This window comes from Ruegeria sp. CDSA021, from assembly GCF_059612325.1.
Window position 1 is genome coordinate 18811 of sequence record NZ_JBXWQJ010000011.1, and the last position, 21377, is coordinate 40187.

Consider the following 21377-nt stretch of genomic DNA (forward strand, 5'->3'; position numbering starts at 1 on the left):
CGCCACGCGGCGTGTTCAGGCCTTCGGCGAGGATATTTTTAGCCAGATGAAGATGGGATTCCAATGACAACTGCCCTTCTGACCCATGCCGATTGTCTAGGCCATATCACTCCTGAGGGCCACCCTGAACGGGTGGCGCGTCTGGAGCATATCTTGCACGCCCTAGAGGGGTTGGACCTGAAACGTGTGACGGCTCCGCTGGCGGCTGATGACGATCTGTTGCGGGTGCATCCGGAAGGTTATGTTCGCGATATTCGATCCGCACGCCCTTCGGACGGGTTCGCACAGATCGATGGGGATACGTTCATGTCACCGGGCTCGGTCGATGCGGCCTATCGTGCAGCAGGTGCGGTGGTGCGGGCTGTTGATCTGGTACTTAGTGGCGATGTGGCGAATGCGTTCTGCGCCATTCGCCCACCGGGACACCATGCAGAAACCGAGACAGCCATGGGGTTTTGCCTGTTTGGCAATGCCGCCTTGGCAGCGAAACATGCGCTGGACCATCACGGGCTGAACCGGGTCGCCGTCGTCGATTTCGACGTCCATCACGGCAATGGAACGCAGGATCTGCTGTGGGACGAAGCGCGCGCTCTGGTGATCACCAGCCAGCAGATGCCTCTCTGGCCCGGCTCAGGTCGCAGGGACGAGACGGGTGTTCACGACACGGTTTTGAATATCCCCCTGGCACCGGGCAGCGGTGGCACCGAGATGCGCGCGGCGTACGTGTCTCAGGCGTTTCCGCGGTTGCGGGCGTTCAACCCTGACCTGATCATCATTTCCGCCGGATTCGATGCCCATCAGGACGACCCGCTTGCCAATCTGAACTGGTCCAACGGTGACTTTGCGTGGATCACAGCCGAGCTGTGCAAGATTGGCGATGAGGTTTGTGAGGGCCGTATCGTCTCGACTCTGGAAGGCGGGTATGATCTGAACGCATTGGCCGAGGCCACACGCGCCCACGTGGAAGAATTGATGAAGGCAGCACGATGACCGATACCCCAGTTGAGCAGATGACATTCGAGCAGGCCATGAAAGAGCTTGAGGCCGTTGTGGGCCAGCTTGAACGCGGCGACGTGGCGTTGGATCAGTCGATCGCGCTTTATGAGCGCGGAGCGGCCCTGAAGAAACGGTGCGAAGACGAGTTGAAGCGGGCTGAAGAGAAAGTGGCCGCGATCACTCTGGATGCCACAGGGCAACCCACCGGGACCACGCCTGTCGAAGGTCAGTAAATGTTCCCCGAAAGATTGGCGCACGATGCGGCGCGCATTCAGGATCACTTTGATCTGGTTCTGGGTGCGCTGGACGACATCAACGTAACACGAGCTATGGCCTATGCCACACAAGGCGGCAAACGGTTGCGCGGGTTTCTGGTGCAGGAAAGCGCGCGTTTGCATGATGTGGATGAGGGCCGCTCGATCTGGCCTGCCACGGGGATCGAAGCGCTGCACGCCTATTCTCTGGTCCATGATGATCTGCCCTGCATGGATGATGACGATCTGCGACGTGGGCGACCCACCGTTCACGTGAAATGGAACGAAGGGATCGGCGTTCTGGCCGGCGACGCGTTGCAGACCCTGGCGTTCGAGTTGTGTACCCGGCCCGAAGTAGGCGATGCTCAAATGCGTGCAGATCTGGCTCTGACGCTGGCTCAGGCCAGCGGAGCACAAGGCATGGTTCTGGGTCAGGCGCTGGACATTGCCGCAGAAACAGCGGCCACGCCTTTGACGCTGGAACAAATCACCCGTTTGCAGGCGGGCAAGACAGGCGCGCTGATCGAATGGTCTGCCTGCGCGGGTGCGCGGCTGGCGCAAGCCGATCCGGCCCCTCTGCGCGACTATGCGCGGGCCCTTGGGCTTGCCTTTCAAATTGCTGATGACATCCTGGACGTCGAGGGTGATGTCGCAAAAGCCGGAAAACGGCTGCAGAAAGACGCAAACGCGGGCAAGGCGACCTTTGTTTCGCTTCTGGGTCTCGAGGCGGCCAAAACCCGCGCGGCAGAGCTGGTTGAAGCGGCCTGTGCTGCGTTGGACGGGTACAGTGCGTCAGCAGAAACCTTGAAGGACGCCGCACGCTTCGTTATTGCCCGGGACAGCTAAGCCAGGAACGCGCCACATGTCTGACCGACCAAATACGCCCTTGCTGGACCTTGTGAACCGCCCCGCGGATCTCAAGCAGTTCTCGGACGCTCAGTTGAATCAGGTGGCGCAAGAATTGCGGGCCGAGACGATCTCGGCCGTGTCCGTCACCGGCGGGCATCTCGGGGCTGGTTTGGGCGTAGTCGAACTGACAACGGCGCTGCACGCTGTGTTCGATACGCCGCGCGACAAGATCATCTGGGACGTCGGTCATCAGTGCTATCCCCACAAGATCCTGACCGAGCGCCGCGACCGTATCCGCACCTTACGGATGAAGGACGGGTTGAGCGGATTTACTAAGCGCAGCGAAAGCCCCTATGACCCCTTTGGCGCGGCACATTCCAGCACCTCGATCAGTGCAGCACTTGGTTTTGCCGTGGCCCGCGATCTGGGTGGTGTCACACCTGAAGGTCTGGGCGACGCAATTGCCGTGATCGGCGACGGTTCGATGTCCGCAGGCATGGCATTTGAGGCGATGAACAATGCGGGCCATCTCGGCAAACGTCTGATCGTCATTCTGAACGACAATGAGATGAGCATTGCACCACCAGTGGGCGCCTTGTCCAATTATCTGTCCCGTATCTACGCGGAAGAGCCGTTCCACGATCTGAAGGCTGCCGCAAAAGGCGCGGTCTCGCTTCTGCCCGAGCCATTCCGCGAAGGCGCCAAACGCGCCAAGGAAATGCTGAAAGGCATGGCCGTCGGCGGTACGTTGTTCGAAGAGCTTGGCTTTTCTTATGTCGGCCCCATCGACGGGCATGATCTGGACCAGTTGTTGCCAGTGCTGCGCACCGTCAAGGCGCGGGCGACCGGCCCGATCCTGATCCACGTTCTGACGAAAAAGGGCAAGGGCTATGCTCCTGCCGAGCAAGCCCGCGACAAGGGTCATGCAACGGCAAAGTTCGACGTGGTGACGGGCGAGCAGAAGAAGGCACCGTCCAACGCGCCGTCTTATACGTCAGTCTTTGGCAAGACTTTGGTGGAAGAGGCCGCACGCGATGACAAGATCGTCGCCGTGACCGCCGCCATGCCGGACGGCACCGGTCTGAACCTGTTTGCAGAACGCTACCCGTCGCGCTGTTTCGATGTTGCGATTGCCGAGCAGCATGGGGTGACGTTCTCGGCCGCGCTTGCAGCTGGCGGTATGAAACCGTTCTGTACCATGTATTCGACCTTCCTGCAGCGCGGTTATGATCAGGTGGTCCATGATGTGGCGATCCAGCGTTTGCCAGTACGTTTCGCCATTGACCGCGCAGGCTTGGTAGGCGCCGACGGTGCCACCCATGCCGGGTCGTTCGATATTGCGTATTTGGCCAACCTGCCGGGCATGGTCGTCATGGCCGCCGCGGACGAGGCCGAGTTGATGCATATGGTGGCAACAGCCGTTGCATATGATAAAGGCCCCATCGCCTTCCGTTATCCGCGCGGCGAAGGCGTTGGTGTGGACCTTCCCGAACGAGGAGACGTGATTGAGATCGGCAAGGGCCGCATGATCCAGAAGGGCGCGCGCGTGGCATTGCTGTCTTTCGGAACGCGGTTAGCAGAGGTGCAGAAAGCCGCAGAATCCCTCGCGGGCAAAGGCATAACCCCAACCATCGCCGATGCCCGCTTTGCCAAGCCGCTGGACCGCGCGTTGATCCTGGATCTGGCCGCCAACCACGAAGCGCTGATCACCATTGAAGAAGGTGCAATCGGCGGCTTTGGCAGCCATGTCGCGCAGCTTTTGGCGGATGAAGGCGTTTTTGATCAAGGGTTGAAGTACCGTTCGATGGTCTTGCCCGACACCTTCATCGATCAGGCCAGCCCAGCGGACATGTATGCAGTGGCCGGTATGAATTCCGAGCAAATCGAAGCTAAGGTTCTGGACGTTCTGGGCGTGGTATCCATTGGGGAAAAGCGCGCCTGAGCAAAACCAAATTGCCTCAAGCCTTTCTTACCGCAACGAGAACCGGGACTCTTTGGGTTGCTGCCGTTGGAAGAAATTTGGGCTGGCACACCCTTTCAAAATCGTTGACGAACCGAACCGCATTCATACACGCTCTGTAAAGTGTACTGGTCACAAATTGACCAACAAAAGAATTAGAAAACCGATACGAAATTTCATTCATTGATGGGATAGCCAATGGGTCAAAGACATTTTTCTACTGCCATAGTGATGTTGGCGGTTTTCTCATTAACCGCCGCCTGTGACGACGGATCAAGTAAAGAGAAATCAGTTACAAAGGTAAGCTATTCAGGCACTTTCAATACCATCAGTGGCAAGCTGTCTGACGGGAGCGATTTTGACGGCGTCGCCTGGTGGCTTCCGGGCGCCTACAGAGGCAATTTTTGCCTTCAGACTTCAAACGCCGTGTGTTCCGGAAAGTTTTCTGCCAGAGCGTCTCGTGTCATCTCGGGTGAGTTCGAATGTTCCGATATGACAACCGGATCGTACCGAACGGAACGCATCGAAGAAGGCGCCTTTCTGGAACCTGTTCAGGCAACGGGCGTATTGTCCGACGGGCGGACCAGCACCGCAGTTTTTGCACCCCGCCAAGACGGGTCAGGCGAGACTCTCTGCTTCCAATGACGCGAAAGCCAAGGGCATTACTGGCCGCGTTTTTTGTCAAAATGCGATAGACCAATTTGCTAAGACAACTGGTGCCGCTGAAGGGACTCGAACCCCCGACCCCATCATTACGAATGACGTGCTCTACCAGCTGAGCTACAGCGGCACCGAAATCACCCGCAACTGGTGAAACGGGTGCGATGGCTCGTTTAAACCGTCAGTATGCGGCCTGCAAGCCCACTTGCGCGCGTTTTTATGTTGGTATGCACTGACCGACGCCATCTGTTCAGATCGCGACCGATCCAGCGAAAGGCAATCCCGGACTGTGGAATTTTTGTAACGGTTCCGAAGTCGAATTGACTCAGTTTCATTATTTCAATATTTCATGAAATATGATAAAAGAGATTACCGATCAACTGGCCATCCTTGGCCACCCGCAACGCATCACCGTGTTTCGCATGTTAATGCGACGGTTTCCTGACACTGTTCCCGCAGGCGAACTGGCGGCAGAGCTGGGTGTCAAACCCAGCACCATGTCGAACTATCTGAATGCGTTGCAAAGGTCAGGGCTGGTCAAGCAGGAGCGATCCAGGACGTCTCTGCTCTATTCGATTGAAATGAAGAACGTGCAGCAAATGCTCGATTTCCTGATTGTGGACTGCTGCCGTGGCCGACCTGATCTTTGCATGCCTTCAACCAAGGGAAGTGACACCATGACTGACCGGAAGTTCAATGTGCTGTTCATCTGTGTGGGCAATTCCGCCCGCTCGATCTTTGCTGAATCCCTGCTGCGGGACATCGGCGGTGATCGGTTCAAGGTCTATTCCGCCGGAACGCGGCCATTTTCCGAACTGAACCCGTTTGCTGTTCAGGTTCTGCAAAACAAGGGGCATGACACTTCGGTGCTGCGATCGAAGAATGTATCCGAGTTTTCGGGACCGGACGCGCCTGATCTGGATTTTGTTTTTACGGTCTGCAATCAGGCCGCCAACGAAGAATGCCCGGCGTGGGACGGCCAACCGATCAGTGGACACTGGGGGATGGTTGATCCGGTCAAGACAGAAGGCACCGACGCCGAGAAGAGCCTGGCCTTCCAAAACGCTTACGGCGGGCTGAAGCGTCGGATTCAAGCCTTCACATCTTTGCCGGTCGAAAGTCTTGACCGGATCGCACTACAATCGGCCGTCGACGAAATCGGGCGGGCGCCACTCGAGGACACGAAATGACGACTTATGCACTGAACGGCCTTGGCCGGGTGGGAAAATTGGCCCTGAAGCCTTTGCTGGAACGGGGTGCAAATATTGCCTGGATCAACGATGCCGTCGGTGATCCAGAGATGCACGCGCATCTGCTGGAGTTCGATACAGTGCATGGGCGCTGGGACGCAGAGTTTGGCCATGATGCTGACAGCGTCACAGTAAATGGAATCCGCCTGCCCTTCATAGGTACAAAAGACCTGACCGCACTGCCGCTGGACGGTGTCGACGCGGTGATCGACTGCACCGGCGTGTTCAAGACCGAGGCCAAGCTGGCTCCGTACTTTGATGCTGGGGTTAAGAAGGTTGTTGTCTCAGCCCCGGTCAAAGACGGCCCGACGGCCAATATCGTCATGGGTGTGAATGACAGCACCTATGATCCAGCGACCCATAAGATCGTGACAGCAGCGTCCTGCACAACAAATTGCCTGGCGCCGGTGGTCAAGGTTATTCACGAGAACTTGGGTATCCGCCACGGGTCGATGACCACGATCCACGACGTGACCAACACGCAAACGATCGTTGACCGGCCTGCAAAAGACTTGCGGCGCGCGCGATCAGCACTGAATTCTCTGATCCCGACCACCACCGGCTCGGCCACCGCCATCACGTTGATCTATCCGGAACTCAAGGGACGCTTAAACGGTCACGCGGTACGGGTGCCGCTGTTGAACGCCTCGCTGACCGATTGCGTGTTCGAAGTGGAGCGCGAAACCACGGTTGAAGAGGTCAACGCCTTCTTCAAAGCCGCCGCCGAGGGTGAGTTGAAGGGCATTCTGGGCTATGAAACCCGCCCCTTGGTTTCGACTGACTATACCAATGACGAACGCTCCTCGATTGTCGATGCACCGTCGACCATGGTTGTGAACGGGACGCAGGTGAAAATCTACGCTTGGTACGATAACGAGATGGGCTATGCGCATCGACTGGTGGATGTCGCATTGATGGTAGGGTCATCGCTGTGACACAGCGGCCCGAAGGACTGTCGGCCTATATCGCGGTTACGGCGGCCTATTGGGCTTTCATGCTGACCGACGGTGCACTCAGGATGTTGGTGCTGCTGCACTTTCACACCATGGGCTTCTCTCCGGTTCAACTGGCATATCTGTTTGTACTTTATGAGATCGCCGGGATTGTCACCAATCTGTCCGCAGGCTGGATAGCAGCGCGGTTCGGATTGACCTCGACCCTTTATGCGGGGCTGGGGTTGCAGGTGGTGGCGCTGCTCGCGATGACGCAGCTTGACGCGAACTGGACCGTCGCAGCTTCGGTCACCTTTGTGATGATGGTGCAAGGAGCCAGCGGAGTGGCCAAGGATCTGGCCAAGATGTCTTCGAAATCGTCGGTCAAGCTGTTGGCTCCGACCGAAGGCGGCTGTTTATTTCGCTGGGTTGCGGTCCTGACGGGATCGAAAAACGCGGTCAAAGGGCTGGGATTCCTGTTGGGGGCGGCCATGCTGGCAACGCTGGGCTTCATGACGGCAATCCTTGTCATGGCAGCCGTTCTGGCGTTGATCCTGTTCGCAGTTATCCTGTTCATGCCGGCGGGCCTGCCGAAGGGACGCAAAGGCGCAAAATTTTCCGAGGTTTTTTCGAAATCCGCCAATGTGAACTGGTTGTCTGCGGCGCGCGTCTTTCTGTTCGGCGCGCGAGATGTCTGGTTTGTGGTTGGCATCCCAGTCTATTTTTACGCGGTCCTGTCAGACGGCACAGAAGAGGGCAATCGGGCCGCGTTCTTCATGATCGGGACATTTATGGCGGTATGGGTCATCCTCTACGGTGCAGTGCAAGCTAGCGCGCCGAAGATATTGCGTGCAAGGGACCGAACCGAAAGTGATCTGATCCGTGCCGCGCGCAGCTGGGCGGCCATCCTATTTTGTGTTCCCGCGGCTCTAACATTGGTTGTTTCGCTGTCAGATAGCCCAGAGACTTGGCTCACCATAACGCTTGTAGTTGGCTTGCTGGTCTTCGGTGGCATCTTCGCGATCAACTCATCACTGCATTCTTATCTGATTCTGGCCTTCACCCGGTCTGAGCGCGTGACGATGGATGTTGGCTTTTACTACATGGCGAATGCGGCGGGTCGGTTGGTTGGAACCGTACTGTCCGGCCTGACTTATCAGGTCGGGGGGTTACCCATGGTTCTCGGTACCGCAACCGTTATGGTTGCCCTTGCCGCGCTGACGTCCGGCAAACTCACAGATCAAACTTACAAGGCGCTTTCATGAGCATTTTCGAACGATATCTCACGATCTGGGTTGCGCTTGCCATGATCGGTGGCGTCCTGATCGGACAAGCCGCGCCGGGCTTGGTGCAGCTGGTCGCAGGGGCCGAAGTCGCCAGCGTCAACCTGGTTGTCGCCGTGCTGATCTGGGCGATGGTCTACCCGATGATGGTCAACGTCGATTTCGGCGCAGTCGCCGGGGTTGCCCGCCAGCCACGCGGTTTGATTGTGACACTGGTGGTGAACTGGCTGGTCAAGCCCTTCACCATGGCGCTGCTGGCCGTTCTGTTCTTTGACTATGTCTTCGCGCCCTGGATCGCGCCTGAAGACGCTGCCCAATACACGGCTGGTCTGATCTTGTTGGGGGCCGCACCCTGCACCGCCATGGTGTTCGTCTGGTCACAACTCACCAAAGGCGACGCGACCTACACGCTGGTTCAGGTCTCGGTCAATGATCTGATCATGGTCGTGGCCTTTGCCCCGATCGTAGCATTTTTGCTTGGCGTCACCGATATTGAGGTTCCATGGCAGACGCTGGTTCTGGCTACGGTTCTTTATGTCGTACTGCCGCTGATTGCCGGACTGATTACCCGGCGTATTTTAGGCTCTAAACAGGCAATTGAATCCTTCTCGGCCCGGGTGAAGCCATGGTCTGTAATAGGGTTGATCGCGACAGTGGTTATCTTGTTCGGCCTGCAGGGGCAGACGATTTTGGCCAGACCGATGGTCATCGTGCTGATCGCCGTGCCCATTCTGATCCAAAGCTACAGTATTTTTGCCGTAGCCTACGGCGCCGCTTACGTGCTTAAAGTCCCTCATCGGATCGCAGCCCCCTGTGCCATGATCGGAACGTCGAACTTCTTCGAACTGGCTGTGGCCGTTGCGATCAGCTTGTTCGGTCTGAATTCCGGCGCGGCGTTGGCGACCGTTGTGGGGGTTCTGGTCGAAGTGCCCGTGATGTTGTCCCTTGTAGCTTTTGCCAACCGCACACGCGCGCGTTTTCCAGAACCAGTAACAAGGTAAACTTGGCGACCCCGGCAGGATTCGAACCTGCAACCTGCCCCTTAGGAGGGGGCTGCTCTATCCAGTTGAGCCACGGGGCCGCGTTGCGCCTTCTGTAACCGGGATTTTTCGGGTTGTCATCGCCTTTGCACAATTGTTGTACACGCCGACCTGTTCACGCTACCATCGGGCAAAACAACAACGCAGGTGCCTCCCGTGAACAGTGAAACCAAACGCCCGCTTACCCTTCGCGATGTGTCCGAGGCTTCTGGAGTATCCGAAATGACGGTAAGCCGGGTTTTGCGGAATCGGGGGGATGTGTCAGACGCCACCCGCACCCGCGTTCTGGCCGCCGCCAAAGAGCTTGGCTATGTCCCCAACAAGATCGCCGGCGCGCTGGCCTCCAGCCGGGTCAATCTGGTCGCTGTGATCATCCCGTCGCTTTCAAACATGGTGTTCCCCGAGGTGATGACCGGAATCAATCAGGTGCTTGAAGATACTGAGTTGCAGCCTGTGGTTGGCGTCACCGATTACCTGCCTGAGAAAGAGGAAAAGGTGCTTTACGAGATGCTCTCGTGGCGGCCGTCAGGCGTGATCATTGCAGGGCTTGAACATACCGAAGCCGCGCGCGCCATGCTGGATTCGGCAGGCATTCCAGTGGTTGAGATCATGGACACCGACGGCAAACCTGTGGATGCGATGGTAGGTATCTCGCACCGCCGCGCCGGGCGCGAAATGGCGCAGGCGATCCTGAAGGCCGGGTATCAGCATATCGGCTTCATGGGCACCAAAATGCCGCTGGATCACCGCGCACGCAAACGGTTCGAAGGTTTCACCGAAGTGCTGGGCAAACACGGGATCGAGATCGAAGACCGCGAATTCTATTCCGGTGGGTCGGCCTTGGCGAAGGGTCGCGAAATGACACAGGCCATGCTGGAGCGTTCTCCCGATCTGGATTTCCTGTATTATTCCAACGACATGATCGGTGCAGGTGGCTTGTTGTACCTTCTGGAGCAGGGTATCGACATTCCGGGTCAAATCGGCTTGGCCGGGTTCAACAATGTCGAACTGTTGCAGGGCCTGCCACGCAAACTTGCAACGATGGATGCCTGCCGTCTCGACATTGGTCGTCAGGCAGCCCAGATCATTGCCGAGCGCCTGAAAGATCCCGATTCTGAGATTGAAACGCGCGTGACGCTGACCCCCAAGATCAGCTTTGGCGACACCCTGAAACGGCGATGACGGCAACCCTAAAACGGCTCGACAACCGAACAGCGCGGGCCTTTTTCATGGACCGCCATGCGCTGGCGGAACAGCCTTCGGGTGAGGCCAAAGGCAGTGCGCTGCTGGATCTGATTCAGCGGTTAGGGTTTGTGCAACTCGACAGCATCAACACGGTGGCCCGTGCGCATGACCTGATCCTGTTTTCGCGCAGGCCCAGCTATCGCAGCGAAAACCTCAAAAGGCTCTATGAAAGGGAAAAAGAACTGTTCGAGCATTGGACGCATGATGCGGCCGTGATCCCGATGGAGTTCTACCCGCACTGGCATCTGCGCTTTCAGCGCGATGCGGATCTGCTGAAAGCGCGGTGGAAGAACTGGCGACGGGACGGGTTCGAGCAGCAGTTTGAAACGGTGTTACAGCACATCCGCGACAACGGCCCGGTGTCCTCCTCGGATGTGGGCAAGGATGAAAAGAAGGGCTCGGGCGGATGGTGGGATTGGCACCCCTCAAAAACCGCCCTGGAGTTTTTGTGGCGTTCCGGGGCTCTTACTGTTGTCAGCCGTGACGGATTCCAGAAACGCTATGATCTGACCGAGCGGGTCATTGAAACCCAGCTTTGTCCGGGAAACATGCAGTGCGACGCAGAGGCGACCGTGGATTGGCTGTGCAACGCGGCCCTAGACCGGCTTGGATTTGCAACCTCGGGCGAGTTGGCTGCGTTCTGGGACACGGTCAGCGCCGGTGAAGCCAAAGACTGGTGCGCGACGGCATTGGATAGGGGCGACATCGAAGAGATTGAGATCACCTGTGCGGATGGACGCACCCGAAAGGTCTTTGCCCGCCCAGATTTGATGGACAAGAAAGCCAACCTGTCCCAGCCACCGGGGCGCATCCGCGTGCTCAGCCCGTTTGACCCCATGTTGCGCGACCGCAACCGGGCTGAGCGGTTGTTTGGCTTTCACTATCGCATTGAGGTCTTCGTACCGGAGGCCAAGCGCAGCTATGGCTACTATGTGTTTCCGCTGCTCGAAGGTGATCGTTTGATTGGCCGGATCGATATGAAAGCGCATCGTGATCGCGACGTGTTACGTGTCAAAGCCCTGTGGCCCGAACACAGAGTGCGCTGGTCCGACGCCCGCACCCGACGCCTGAACGCCGAGTTGGACCGGGTGCGTCGACTGGCGGGCGTGACACATGTCGAGTTTGCCAAAGATTGGCTGAAAGATCCTAAATAGGGTCTATTTTGCATCCGTGAGCGTCAGTTGAATTGGTGTGAGCCCGTCAATCTCACCGCTCAGAACATCCCCCGCCACAACCGGCCCAACACCGGCGGGGGTGCCGATCAGGATCAGATCGCCGGGGCGCAAATGATAAAAGCCGGACAGATGGCAGATGACTTCGTCAATCTTCCAGATCAACTCCTCAAGCGTCGCGTCCTGCCGTATCTCATCATTGACGCGCAGACGGATATGCTTGCCCTCGTCCGGGGACCAATCTTCTGCCCGGGTGAGCGGAGCAAATACAGCACCGTTTTCGACATCCTTGCCTAGATCCCAGGGCCTGTGCTTGTTCCGCTCTCGGATCTGCAAGTCGCGCCGGGTCATATCAAGAGCACAGCCATACGCATAGACCGCGTCCCAAGCCTGCTCAGGGTTGGCGCGGAAAACCAGTTTTCCAATCGCCAGTGCCAATTCCATTTCATGATGATAGTTCTCGGTCCCGGCAGGGTACGGAACCGTTGCCTCGGACAGAACCGCAATTGCGGCGGACTTGGTGAAATAGAACGGTGCTTCGCGGTCTGCCTCATTCCCCATCTCGGCCGCATGGGCCGCATAGTTTCGGCCAACGCAAAAAATGCGACCAACGGGATACTCTGCCGGGATACCGACAACAGGAATAGTGATGGGGTCTGGAAGAGAAAACAGATTGTTTTACATAGTGCTCTCTGACTATTTTACTGGTTCATCTCACGACCGCTGGTCCGATCAGCAATACCGGAAAACACGCCAGATTTCGCCAAAGCTTTGGCGGTGTTTCAGCACGAACTCGCCCAATTCCGATGTGCAGCGCAATGTCCGTTTCAAAGCAAATTCACTTCCGCCTTTATGGCCTCGTCAGAGGAAGAACAAACGCGACTTGGCTCAGGCATAAGTTGAGCTATGTCATTAGATACGTGATGTTGCAGCCGACAACACGGCCTCAGTGAAACCAAATGCACTCACTTGGTGAATGAACCCGCCGAGGTGACGTCAGGGCCCCACTTGCAAACGATCCATCGGTCGGCACTTGGCAACATCTATTTCGGAGAGCAAAGGCATGAGCCCGCCCCCCGGGAAACATGCCTTGTTTAGGGTCTGTTTTGACTCGGCACACACTCCGAAGCGCAGGTCGGACCGTCAGGCTACACGTGACGCAACCGGCCTCGGGCCAGGCACATGATCCAGTACGAGTCTGGCCGCCCCGTCGGAGAATCCCCCTAAACTCTCCGGCGGGGTCCCTGAAGTGCGAATTCACTAAAACCGTGGATCAGGCTTCGAGATCTTTCAGGTCATTGAGAAGATCCAGCAAAAGCTCGTGCTTATCCGGACCAAGCTGGGACCGAATGCGTTCTGCCTGGGCGATACTCGCAGACAGATTGGCACGAATGATCTGGGTACCGCTTGCGGTGATCTCGACAATCTGGCGACGACGATCTGCCGGGTGGCACCGCCGCGAGATCAAACCGCGTTGTTCCAGTTTCTGCAATATGCGCGTCAGGCTGGGCAGCAACAGGCAGGCACGATCAGAGATATGTGTCGGCTCTTGTGGACCTTCCTCGTTCAGCACCCGCAAAACGCGCCATTGTTGTTCAGTGACACCGGCGTCAGCCAGCATTGCACGAATGGGTCCCATAACCTTTTCCCGCGCCCGCAACAGCGCAATGGGCAAAGATCGCGACGTCAGAGGAAGATCGTCGGTCATAGGAAAATTATCACTGAAATTCAGGATTTTCGCAAGCGAGCCTCTCTTCCGATCAAAGTTCCCGACCACTTTTACCTGCAGGCTTTGCCGCAACATCAATAAAACCAATTAGAAAGCTGCGCCTTCAGGCTGGACAATTCACCACCATCAAAGAAGATGCAGAGGAGGCCAGGCACGAGGTCTTTGCGCACCATATCTTACGCAACAAAGGGAGATCAGATGGCTGCCCCGGAAAACCCCTTCAAGACGGCTCTAAAAACGGGAAAAACACAGATTGGGTGCTGGATGAGCTTTGCAGAACCCATAACGGCCGAAATCATGGGCACAGCCGGTTTCGATTGGCTGGTGATAGATGGGGAACATGCCCCTAACGATATCCGCTCAATCCGGGATCAGCTTGTGGCGTTGGCAGCCAGCCCGTCGCATCCGGTGGTTCGGCTTCCGGTTGGCGAGACCTGGCTGATCAAGATGGTATTGGATGCAGGCGCTCAGACCGTGCTGGTTCCGATTGTGGAAAGCGCGGAACAGGCGCGGGAACTGGTCCGCGCCTGTCGCTATCCCCCGACCGGCGCGCGCGGCGTGGGCGCGATGGCGTCAAGGGCCACGATGTATGGATCGGTCGAGGAATACATCCAAACGGCGGATCAGGAAATCTGCCTGTTGCTGCAAGTTGAAACCCGCGCCGGATTGGCTGCCCTGGATGATATATTGCAGGTCGAGGGCGTGGATGGTGTGTTCATCGGCCCCGCCGATCTGTCGACCGATATGGGCTATCAAGGCAACAGCGCCGCCCCCGAGATGCGCGAGGTGATCGCTGACGCGCTGGCGCGGATCAAGGCATCCGATAAAGCGGCTGGCATCCTCGCCGTCAATGATGAAGCCCGACATGCTTATCTGGACATGGGTGCGCAATTCCTGGCCGTTGGAATCGACGTTATGCTGTTGGCGCAATCGGCGCGATCACTGGTTGCGCGGTGGAAGGCGTCATGACCCGTCAGCTGCGCATGGCAGCCGCGGCCTGCGCGTAGCCACCCGAAGCCCCGTCAACAAAATGCACATGGTCATCCCGTGTGGCAGAGGGCACGATGCAGGTCATCATTGCCTCGTCCTGGGCGTGCAAACCATACCTGATCTTGCCGCGTGCCCGCGCCTCTTCCAGCATGTGTTCGATCTTTTTCAACGTCGCCGGATCGCAATCCAGCGTCATCTTCAAACCGTCATCGAATTTGCGAAAATCCGCATTGCTGCTGACCATATGCTTGTAATGCTCTGGCTCGAACTGTCCCATGCGTTTGCCCGATTTGAACAGAATCGCGATCAGAAGGTTCTGAAACAGCAAGGCAATCTTTTGCAGTCCCATATGCCGCCCGTTGCGCGATACATGCGCATCAATGTCCAGCCCCGGAGGCGGCCACTTCATGGGTGGGCCGTTCTCGGGCACGGGATGACCTGCACGCTCAAGCTCTTCTGACGCGGACAGTACGGATTGCGCAAGATCGGCAAAATCGCGTTCCGTGGCCGATGCGGTGGGTTGAACAACCAACGAGACGATCTGACCATGCCGCGCCGTGCTGTTGGACCACCGGCACGACAGGCCCGTCAGATCCGGCAGCGCCCCCGGTTCTGCAGGTTCAACCATACTTCGCCCTGCTTTCATCTCGGCTTCGGCCCAGGCCAGCCCGCCACCTGAAAACATCGCATAGTCCACGCCGGTCGACGGTGCATATCGGGCCACGCGCAGGTCCCGGCCAGCGGCTCGGATCTCGGCAACTGATACCAAGGCCGCACGCAGGGACATGGAAAACTCTTCCTCCGCCCAACGCCGTAGGGCGGCCAGAGTATCGCGCGCCGCTTCAACCTGGCTGGGCGGAACCGCAAAGCCCGCGCCATCCCCGCCGAAGACATAAGGAAACAGCTTGCCATTCATGGTGTTGATCATGGCTGAAATCACGGCGGCCCCAACCGTGTTGACTGTCTTGTATCTGCCTCGCGCGATTTCGCCGGTTGAATCGACAATGTCCGCAATGCCCAGAACCCAGTCATCCGGCATAGTCGAAAACTTCGTTGGATCCGCCAACAAAGTAAATTCCCGCAACAAGGGAAGATTTTCATAAAACGCGGAATGGAGGTCTTTCATGGTCCCCCTCAAGATCAATGCTCCAGTTATACTAGATGGAAAACGGTCCGGGTCCTGTGTTTGAAACATAGTACACATGCTTGTGCGTTGCATCACGACATGCCAAGCCTTTTCCTGAGGCGCGCAAAAAAGAGGCGGATCATGCAGGCTGGTTTGGTGGTTTTATGCCTGGGCTATGTGCTCAGCCAGTTTTTCCGCGCGTTTCTGGCTGTTCTCAGCCTGGATTTGGAAAAGGATATCGGAGCAACACCCGAAGATCTGGCCTTTGCGTCTGGGCTTTGGTTTCTTGTGTTTGCGGCAATGCAAATCCCGGTGGGCTGGGCGCTGGACAAGATTGGTCCCCGACTGACCGCGGCGGTTCTGTTGCTGATTGGTGGCGCTGGCGGGGCTGCGGTTTTTGCCGTCGCATCCTCGCCGCTGCATATCAGCATCGCAATGGGCCTGATCGGTGTCGGATGCTCTCCGGTCCTGATGGCCTCATATTTCATCTTTGCCCGAGAATATCCGTCGGCGCGGTTTGCCACGTTGGCGGCTGTGATGTTGGGTGTGGGTTCGGTGGGCAACCTCGTAGCATCCTACCCCACGGCGATCGCGGTCGAGTGGATGGGATGGCGCGCAACGATGGTTGGGCTGGCAGTGATTTCCGCTACAATTGCTTTGGGCATTTTGCTGACCGTGCACGATCCGGAAAAGGTCGAAACGGAACACAAGGGGTCACTGTTGGACCTGTTGAAGGAGCCTGCACTATGGCTGATCCTGCCATTGATGATGGTTGCTTACGCGCCTTCCGCAGCGTTACGCGGACTTTGGGCAGGGCCCTATCTGAACGATGTCTTCGGTCTCAGCACAACTCAGATCGGCACCGCGACGCTGGTCATGGGAACAGCGATGATCGCTGGCACTTTTGTCTACGGGCCGCTGGACCGCGTGTTCGGCACCCGGAAATGGGTCATTTTCGCAGGCAACGCTCTAGGGGCCGTCGCGCTGACGCTGCTGTGCTTGTGGATTGACAACGCTATCTGGCTTTCGGTTCTTCTGCTGGCCATCATTGGATTTGTCGGGGCCAGCTTTCCCGTCATTATGGCGCATGGCCGAGCCTTTGTGCCGCCACATCTCGTTGGCCGCGGCGTGACCCTGTTGAACTTGTTCGGGATCGGCGGTGCGGGCGTCGCCCAGTTCGTCACCGGCCGCATTCATGCCGCCACCGCTCAGACAGGATCAACTGCACCCTACACGGCGATATTCGGGTTTTTTGCCATATCGCTTGCCATTGGTTGCGTGATCTATCTATTCAGCCGGGATAGTGTCGACTGAAGCAGCCATCAGGAGAGCCCGGTGAAAGATCCCGTCGTCATAGCCCCAAATCTGAAACGCAGGCTTTCGGGCGTGACTGCAACCATCGCAAGGCTGGTTCCGCTGCAGGCACAATCAATCGACATCGCAGCCACGGGTCCGGGTCTGCCTGCCGACATCCCGCATATCCCATTGGGCCGCCTGCCCTTTCTGTCGCGCCGTACAACGCGAGTCTGGCACGCGCGCCGCAACACCGAGATGCTTCTGGGCTTGATCCTGCGCCACATGTTCCGCCTGAAGCTCAAACTGCTGTTTACCAGTGCATCCCAACGCCCCCACACAGGCTACACTAAATGGCTGATCGGCAAGATGGACGCGATTGTGGCGACGTCCCAAAAAACCGCCGGGTATCTTGAGCGCGACGCGCAGGTTGTCATGCATGGTATCAACCTTGAGGATTTTGTGCCCCCTCAGGACAAGGCAGCCGTGCGGGCCAGACTGGGTCTGCCAAATGGGCTGCTGTTGGGATGCTACGGGCGTATCCGGCATCAAAAGGGCACAGACGCGTTTGTCGACGCCATGATCGATTTATGTGGGCGGTTCGACACTGTGTCCGGTATCGTCATGGGTCGGGCCACCGAGAAACACGCCACATTCCTTGCCGAGCTGAAAGACAAGGTCGCAAAGGCGGGGCTGTCTGATCGCATCCTTTTCATGCCCGAGGTCACGGTCGATCAGATTGCCGAATGGTATCAGGTACTGGACCTGTTTATCGCACCGCAACGGTGGGAAGGGTTCGGGCTCACCCCGCTCGAGGCGATGGCCTGCGGCGTCCCGGTTGTGGCAACAGACGTTGGCGCGTTTTCCGAGATCGTGACCGACCCCTCGCTGGGGCGGGTGGTGGTCCCCGACGACATTCCTGCGCTGGCCGACGCGGCGGCGGACATGCTGGAAAACCGTGATTCCCTTTCGCAGGCCGGTCAGGCCGCCCGTACCCATGTCGAACAGAATTTCGATATTCAGGGTGAAGCAAAGACATTGGTTACACTCTACAAGCGTCTTCTGAGCACCTGAAGCGCCTCAATTCGACGTCAAACTATCAAATCAGCGCCGAAAGCCCTTTTTTCTTCGCCGCAACGCAGCTATGAACGCGCGTCCTTAACTTTGGAGACATGAAATGGGCTATCGCGTCGTTGTCGCCGGCGCCACGGGTAACGTGGGCCGCGAAATGCTGAACATCCTGGCGGAACGCCAGTTCCCGGTTGATGAAATTGCCGCTCTGGCAAGCCGTCGTTCGCTGGGGACCGAAGTAAGCTTTGGCGACAAGACACTGACGACCCAGGACATCGACACTTTTGACTTCACCGGCTGGGACATGGCGCTGTTCGCCATCGGCTCGGACGCGACCAAAACCTATGGCCCCAAGGCGGCGGCTGCAGGTTGTGTGGTGATCGATAACTCGTCGCTCTATCGCTATGATCCCGAGATTCCGCTGATCGTTCCGGAATGTAACCCCGAGGCGATCCACGACTACAAGAACAAGAACATCATCGCCAACCCCAACTGCTCGACCGCGCAGATGGTTGTCGCGCTGAAGCCGCTGCATGACCGCGCCAGGATCAAGCGCGTGGTCGTATCGACTTATCAGTCGGTTTCCGGCGCGGGCAAAGACGGCATGGATGAGCTTTGGGATCAGACCAAGGCGATCTACAACCCGACGACCGATGTTGAGCCAAAGAAATTCCAGAAGCAGATCGCGTTCAATGTCATCCCGCAGATCGACGTCTTCATGGAAGACGGTTCGACCAAGGAAGAGTGGAAGATGGTTGTCGAGACCAAGAAGATCGTCGATCCGTCGATCAAGGTCACAGCCACCTGCGTCCGCGTTCCTGTTTTCGTCGGCCACTCAGAGGCCGTGAACATCGAGTTCGAAGAGTTTCTGGACGAAGACGAGGCCCGCGACATCCTGCGCGAGGCACCCGGGATCATGGTGATCGACAAGCGCGAAGACGGCGGTTACGTCTCGCCCATCGAATGCGCGGGCGACTTCGCCACATTCATCAGCCGTATCCGTCAGGATTCAACCGTGGAAAACGGCCTGAACCTGTGGTGCGTCTCGGACAACCTGCGCAAAGGTGCAGCCCTGAACGCAGTACAGATCGCCGAGCTGCTGGGCCGTGAGGTCCTGAAAAAGGGCTGACGATCCAACTTTTGCAAAGACTGAAAAGAAACCCGCTGTTTGGTCAGCGGGTTTTTTGATTTGTGTAGGAAAGCCAAGATTGAGATCCAAAACTGACTTTAACCGCGCCTACAAGTACTTGGGAAAGGTAAGAATCGGCCACTCAGCTGCCATTCGCTGCGATTGCAGCACCGAGCACCAAGGATGGTAGGAATGCGCGGAAAGCGGATATTCATGAAGTTAGCAGCCAAGGTCTGCAACGAGCCCAATGTTACCGATGCTGCGCCTCGAAAGAATGTCTGCAATAGTGATGGGATTATCTGATCCGACAATTCCGGCAGGACACACCATGAAGTTTGTGAACCCGTTTCCCTTTGTGAAAGACATAGAGAAGCCCGAATGCTTCCAGCCCGCTTTCGCCATATCTGCTAGTTCTTCGATGTCGCATGTCCCGGGGTAGGCTTGCCGCGATGAAGTCGCTCAAAATCCGACAGGCAACTGTTGCCGATGTAGTTCCGCTCAGTGGGCTGATCCGGCGCACAATTCGCGTTTCAAATTCCAAGGACTACGATCAAAAGTCAATCGATATGCTGTGCGCGATTTTTGAGTCGGAGCCGGTCGCCGGAAGAATTGAAAACGAGCTAATTCTTCTTTGCTTCATGGGCACCGAACTCGTTGGGACGGTGGGGCTGAGAGATAACTATCTGCGTTCAATGTTCGTGGACCGTGGGTATCAGGGGCGAGGGTTGGGCAAAATGCTGGTTTCAAGAATTGAAGAGGAGGCGCGACAAAGGGCAATCCCGGAAATGATGCTTCATTCCTCACTGACCGCGCGGGAGTTTTATTTGGCTCTCGGCTATGAATTTGTGGAATTGCAAACATACCCGGAAGGACCATTCGTCTTGATGAGAAAGCCGCTCGAATAGCAACTTCTGGGAATCAAAAGGAAGGCACGAAGCGCGATGGCCAGACAGCTCAACGAGCGCCTGAGAAAGACCTTGCAATACGAAACGTTGGCAAAAAAGTTTGCCCGATGTGTTGCGACCACCCGTTGAATCATCAGCATAGAGCAGACATTCGTTTCCGCGATGCCGACGGCTGTTTTGTCCGCGTCACAGCCATCCACGAACCAGACAGGAAATGTCCGGTTTGCGCGGATCGCGACCTGCTGCATGAGCGAAAGGCTGAAGTGTGATCAATGGCGGCTCAGGGGCTACAAGCGGACCTACGGAAATCTGTACAAATCTGCCTCAAAGCACCCTTTCCTCTCAAACAGCACCTTCTGGCTCATCAGCCATACCCGTCAGGTCTCCAATAGAAATCTGCTCAAGGGCGAGCACCCGAACGCGGTAAATTCCCCCGACCTGTTGACAAAGACGGGCGGGCTTGTCACCTAAATGCATAACCTTGATCGCTGCAGATGTGGCTGAGCAGACCACAAGCAGTGTCCCGCACAAGGTGGCTGAGGCAGGGCATGCAGGTTTCGACCAGACACAGGATTGCCAGAACCCTGACCATCGGATGCGCATGCATACTGATGGCGTTTGTGGTGATCGGATTTACCGGACAAATCTTTGCCGTGGGGGACTCGATTGCCCTTTTGCGTCCTCAAGCTGGCGTTTTGCTTCTGCTCTGTGCCACGTTGCTGCTGTACCTGCGCGTCAGATACTTGGCTTTGACGACCTGTGCCGTTGCCGCGATGGCCCTTGGTTCCATTGCCGCCAGCTATGCTGCGCCCTCTGCTGAATGCAACGGAACCTGCCTGACGCTGTACCAAAAGAACCTGATGAGCAAAGCCTGGCCGCGCTATCCTCTGGCTGACGATATCATCGCGTCCAACGCCCAGATTGTGACTTTGCAGGAAGTGTCCAGTCACAATCAAAAATACATGAACAACCTGTTCGAACACTACCCGTCAAAGGTCGTGTGCAGCTTTCGTCCTGAGCAAAGCGTTGCCATTCTGACGACACTGCCTATCGTGGGGAACTCGGAATTCTGCCTCAAAGGCAGTGGATTGGTCGGTGTGCAGGTTGAGGCTCCTGACGAGACTGCGGTCTGGATCGTCTCGATTCACCTGAATTGGCCATTTCCCTATGATCAGGCGCAGCAAAGTCAGATTATCGCGGATCGCATCGCGGATCTGGACGGCCCGGTTCTGATCGCGGGGGATTTCAACATGGTGCCATGGGGGGCAAGCGTCCAGCGGATCGCCGCGGCTGCGGACAATCAAAGTTTCGGAACCGCGCTGAACACGCATAACCTTGGCAGTTGGAGAGTCCCTTTGCCGATCGACAACCTGCTTTTTCCCAAGGGCACAATCGGAACAGTCGAACTGCGCCCCTTCATGGGCTCGGACCATATGGGAAAGCTCGCCCGGTTTCGTATCGAATAGCGTTTCCACCGCACTCCTCAGCGCGCA

The 21377-nt window shown here is 57.2% G+C and carries 19 protein-coding genes and 2 tRNA genes; 16 read left to right on the forward strand and 5 right to left on the reverse strand.

The genetic code is table 11. The features are described from left to right. Window positions 1–63: 63 nt before the first annotated feature. The 4 genes from AC2FLD_RS14960 to dxs are packed head-to-tail and all read left to right on the forward strand — an operon-like array spanning window position 64 to window position 4041. The gene (locus tag AC2FLD_RS14960) at window positions 64–990 is read left to right on the forward strand and encodes a histone deacetylase family protein (protein WP_496670141.1); all 927 of its coding nucleotides are present in this window, start codon (window positions 64–66) and stop codon (window positions 988–990) included. After that, complete coding sequence (locus tag AC2FLD_RS14965) at window positions 987–1229, forward strand: exodeoxyribonuclease VII small subunit (protein WP_050604532.1); 243 nt, start codon at window positions 987–989, stop codon at window positions 1227–1229. The genes AC2FLD_RS14960 and AC2FLD_RS14965 overlap by 4 nt, the downstream gene beginning before the upstream one ends. Then, the gene (locus tag AC2FLD_RS14970) at window positions 1230–2096 is read left to right on the forward strand and encodes a polyprenyl synthetase family protein (RefSeq protein ID WP_496670142.1); all 867 of its coding nucleotides are present in this window, start codon (window positions 1230–1232) and stop codon (window positions 2094–2096) included. Between the two features lie 16 nt (window positions 2097–2112). Then, complete coding sequence (dxs, locus tag AC2FLD_RS14975) at window positions 2113–4041, forward strand: 1-deoxy-D-xylulose-5-phosphate synthase (protein ID WP_496670143.1); 1929 nt, start codon at window positions 2113–2115, stop codon at window positions 4039–4041. 732 nt (window positions 4042–4773) lie between these two features. On the opposite strand, the gene AC2FLD_RS14980 is transcribed toward dxs, so the two are convergent. Then, window positions 4774–4849, reverse strand: a tRNA-Thr gene (locus tag AC2FLD_RS14980). Window positions 4850–5075: 226 nt separating this feature from the next. Here AC2FLD_RS14980 and AC2FLD_RS14985 point away from each other — a divergent pair. The 4 genes from AC2FLD_RS14985 to arsB are packed head-to-tail and all read left to right on the forward strand — an operon-like array spanning window position 5076 to window position 9185. Further along, the gene (locus AC2FLD_RS14985) at window positions 5076–5909 is read left to right on the forward strand and encodes an arsenate reductase/protein-tyrosine-phosphatase family protein (RefSeq protein WP_496670144.1); all 834 of its coding nucleotides are present in this window, start codon (window positions 5076–5078) and stop codon (window positions 5907–5909) included. After that, a complete protein-coding gene (locus AC2FLD_RS14990; RefSeq protein WP_496670145.1) occupies window positions 5906–6904 on the forward strand; it encodes an ArsJ-associated glyceraldehyde-3-phosphate dehydrogenase in 999 nt (332 codons plus the stop codon). Before AC2FLD_RS14985 ends, AC2FLD_RS14990 begins: the two co-directional genes overlap by 4 nt. Continuing rightward, complete coding sequence (gene arsJ / locus AC2FLD_RS14995; protein WP_496670146.1) at window positions 6901–8166, forward strand: organoarsenical effux MFS transporter ArsJ; 1266 nt, start codon at window positions 6901–6903, stop codon at window positions 8164–8166. The genes AC2FLD_RS14990 and arsJ overlap by 4 nt, the downstream gene beginning before the upstream one ends. Beyond that, entirely contained in the window at window positions 8163–9185 is a 1023-nt protein-coding gene (gene arsB / locus AC2FLD_RS15000; RefSeq protein ID WP_496670147.1) for an ACR3 family arsenite efflux transporter, read from the forward strand. The genes arsJ and arsB overlap by 4 nt, the downstream gene beginning before the upstream one ends. A 3-nt stretch (window positions 9186–9188) precedes the next feature. On the opposite strand, the gene AC2FLD_RS15005 is transcribed toward arsB, so the two are convergent. Continuing rightward, a tRNA-Arg gene (locus tag AC2FLD_RS15005) sits at window positions 9189–9265 on the reverse strand. Between the two features lie 115 nt (window positions 9266–9380). Between AC2FLD_RS15005 and AC2FLD_RS15010 the strand changes: the two genes are divergently transcribed. Beyond that, window positions 9381–10406, forward strand: coding sequence for a LacI family DNA-binding transcriptional regulator (locus tag AC2FLD_RS15010; RefSeq protein ID WP_050604554.1), 1026 nt, complete (start codon window positions 9381–9383; stop codon window positions 10404–10406). After that, window positions 10403–11623: a winged helix-turn-helix domain-containing protein gene (locus AC2FLD_RS15015; protein WP_496670148.1), complete on the forward strand. Its 1221-nt coding sequence runs from the start codon at window positions 10403–10405 to the stop codon at window positions 11621–11623. Before AC2FLD_RS15010 ends, AC2FLD_RS15015 begins: the two co-directional genes overlap by 4 nt. 3 nt (window positions 11624–11626) lie before the next feature. On the opposite strand, the gene AC2FLD_RS15020 is transcribed toward AC2FLD_RS15015, so the two are convergent. Both AC2FLD_RS15020 and hpaR read right to left on the reverse strand, forming a co-directional pair. Beyond that, window positions 11627–12313 carry a fumarylacetoacetate hydrolase family protein gene (locus AC2FLD_RS15020; RefSeq protein ID WP_496670270.1) on the reverse strand — a complete coding sequence of 229 codons (687 nt, stop codon included), beginning with the start codon at window positions 12311–12313 and terminating at the stop codon, window positions 11627–11629. Window positions 12314–12914: 601 nt separating this feature from the next. Continuing rightward, entirely contained in the window at window positions 12915–13349 is a 435-nt protein-coding gene (gene hpaR, locus AC2FLD_RS15025; protein WP_496670149.1) for a homoprotocatechuate degradation operon regulator HpaR, read from the reverse strand. A 219-nt stretch (window positions 13350–13568) separates the two neighbouring features. Between hpaR and AC2FLD_RS15030 the strand changes: the two genes are divergently transcribed. Further along, window positions 13569–14339, forward strand: a complete 771-nt coding sequence (locus AC2FLD_RS15030) for an HpcH/HpaI aldolase family protein (RefSeq protein WP_496670150.1) — start codon at window positions 13569–13571, stop codon at window positions 14337–14339. Window positions 14340–14343: 4 nt separating this feature from the next. Here AC2FLD_RS15030 and AC2FLD_RS15035 read toward each other — a convergent pair whose 3' ends face one another. Further along, window positions 14344–15486, reverse strand: coding sequence for a DUF3095 domain-containing protein (locus tag AC2FLD_RS15035; RefSeq protein ID WP_496670151.1), 1143 nt, complete (start codon window positions 15484–15486; stop codon window positions 14344–14346). A 141-nt stretch (window positions 15487–15627) separates the two neighbouring features. On the opposite strand from AC2FLD_RS15035, the gene AC2FLD_RS15040 reads away from it, so the two are divergent. The 5 genes from AC2FLD_RS15040 to AC2FLD_RS15060 all read left to right on the forward strand — a co-directional run bounded on the left by AC2FLD_RS15040 (window position 15628) and on the right by AC2FLD_RS15060 (window position 21350). Next, window positions 15628–16800 (forward strand): MFS transporter, encoded by a 1173-nt coding sequence (locus tag AC2FLD_RS15040; protein WP_496670152.1) that lies wholly within the window; start codon window positions 15628–15630, stop codon window positions 16798–16800. Between the two features lie 21 nt (window positions 16801–16821). Then, complete coding sequence (locus AC2FLD_RS15045) at window positions 16822–17853, forward strand: glycosyltransferase family 4 protein (protein WP_496670153.1); 1032 nt, start codon at window positions 16822–16824, stop codon at window positions 17851–17853. A 103-nt stretch (window positions 17854–17956) separates the two neighbouring features. Continuing rightward, entirely contained in the window at window positions 17957–18979 is a 1023-nt protein-coding gene (locus tag AC2FLD_RS15050) for an aspartate-semialdehyde dehydrogenase (RefSeq protein ID WP_496670154.1), read from the forward strand. A 449-nt stretch (window positions 18980–19428) separates the two neighbouring features. Beyond that, window positions 19429–19884, forward strand: a complete 456-nt coding sequence (locus AC2FLD_RS15055) for a GNAT family N-acetyltransferase (RefSeq protein WP_496670155.1) — start codon at window positions 19429–19431, stop codon at window positions 19882–19884. Window positions 19885–20432: 548 nt separating this feature from the next. Further along, the gene (locus AC2FLD_RS15060) at window positions 20433–21350 is read left to right on the forward strand and encodes an endonuclease/exonuclease/phosphatase family protein (protein ID WP_496670156.1); all 918 of its coding nucleotides are present in this window, start codon (window positions 20433–20435) and stop codon (window positions 21348–21350) included. Window positions 21351–21377 lie beyond the last annotated feature (27 nt).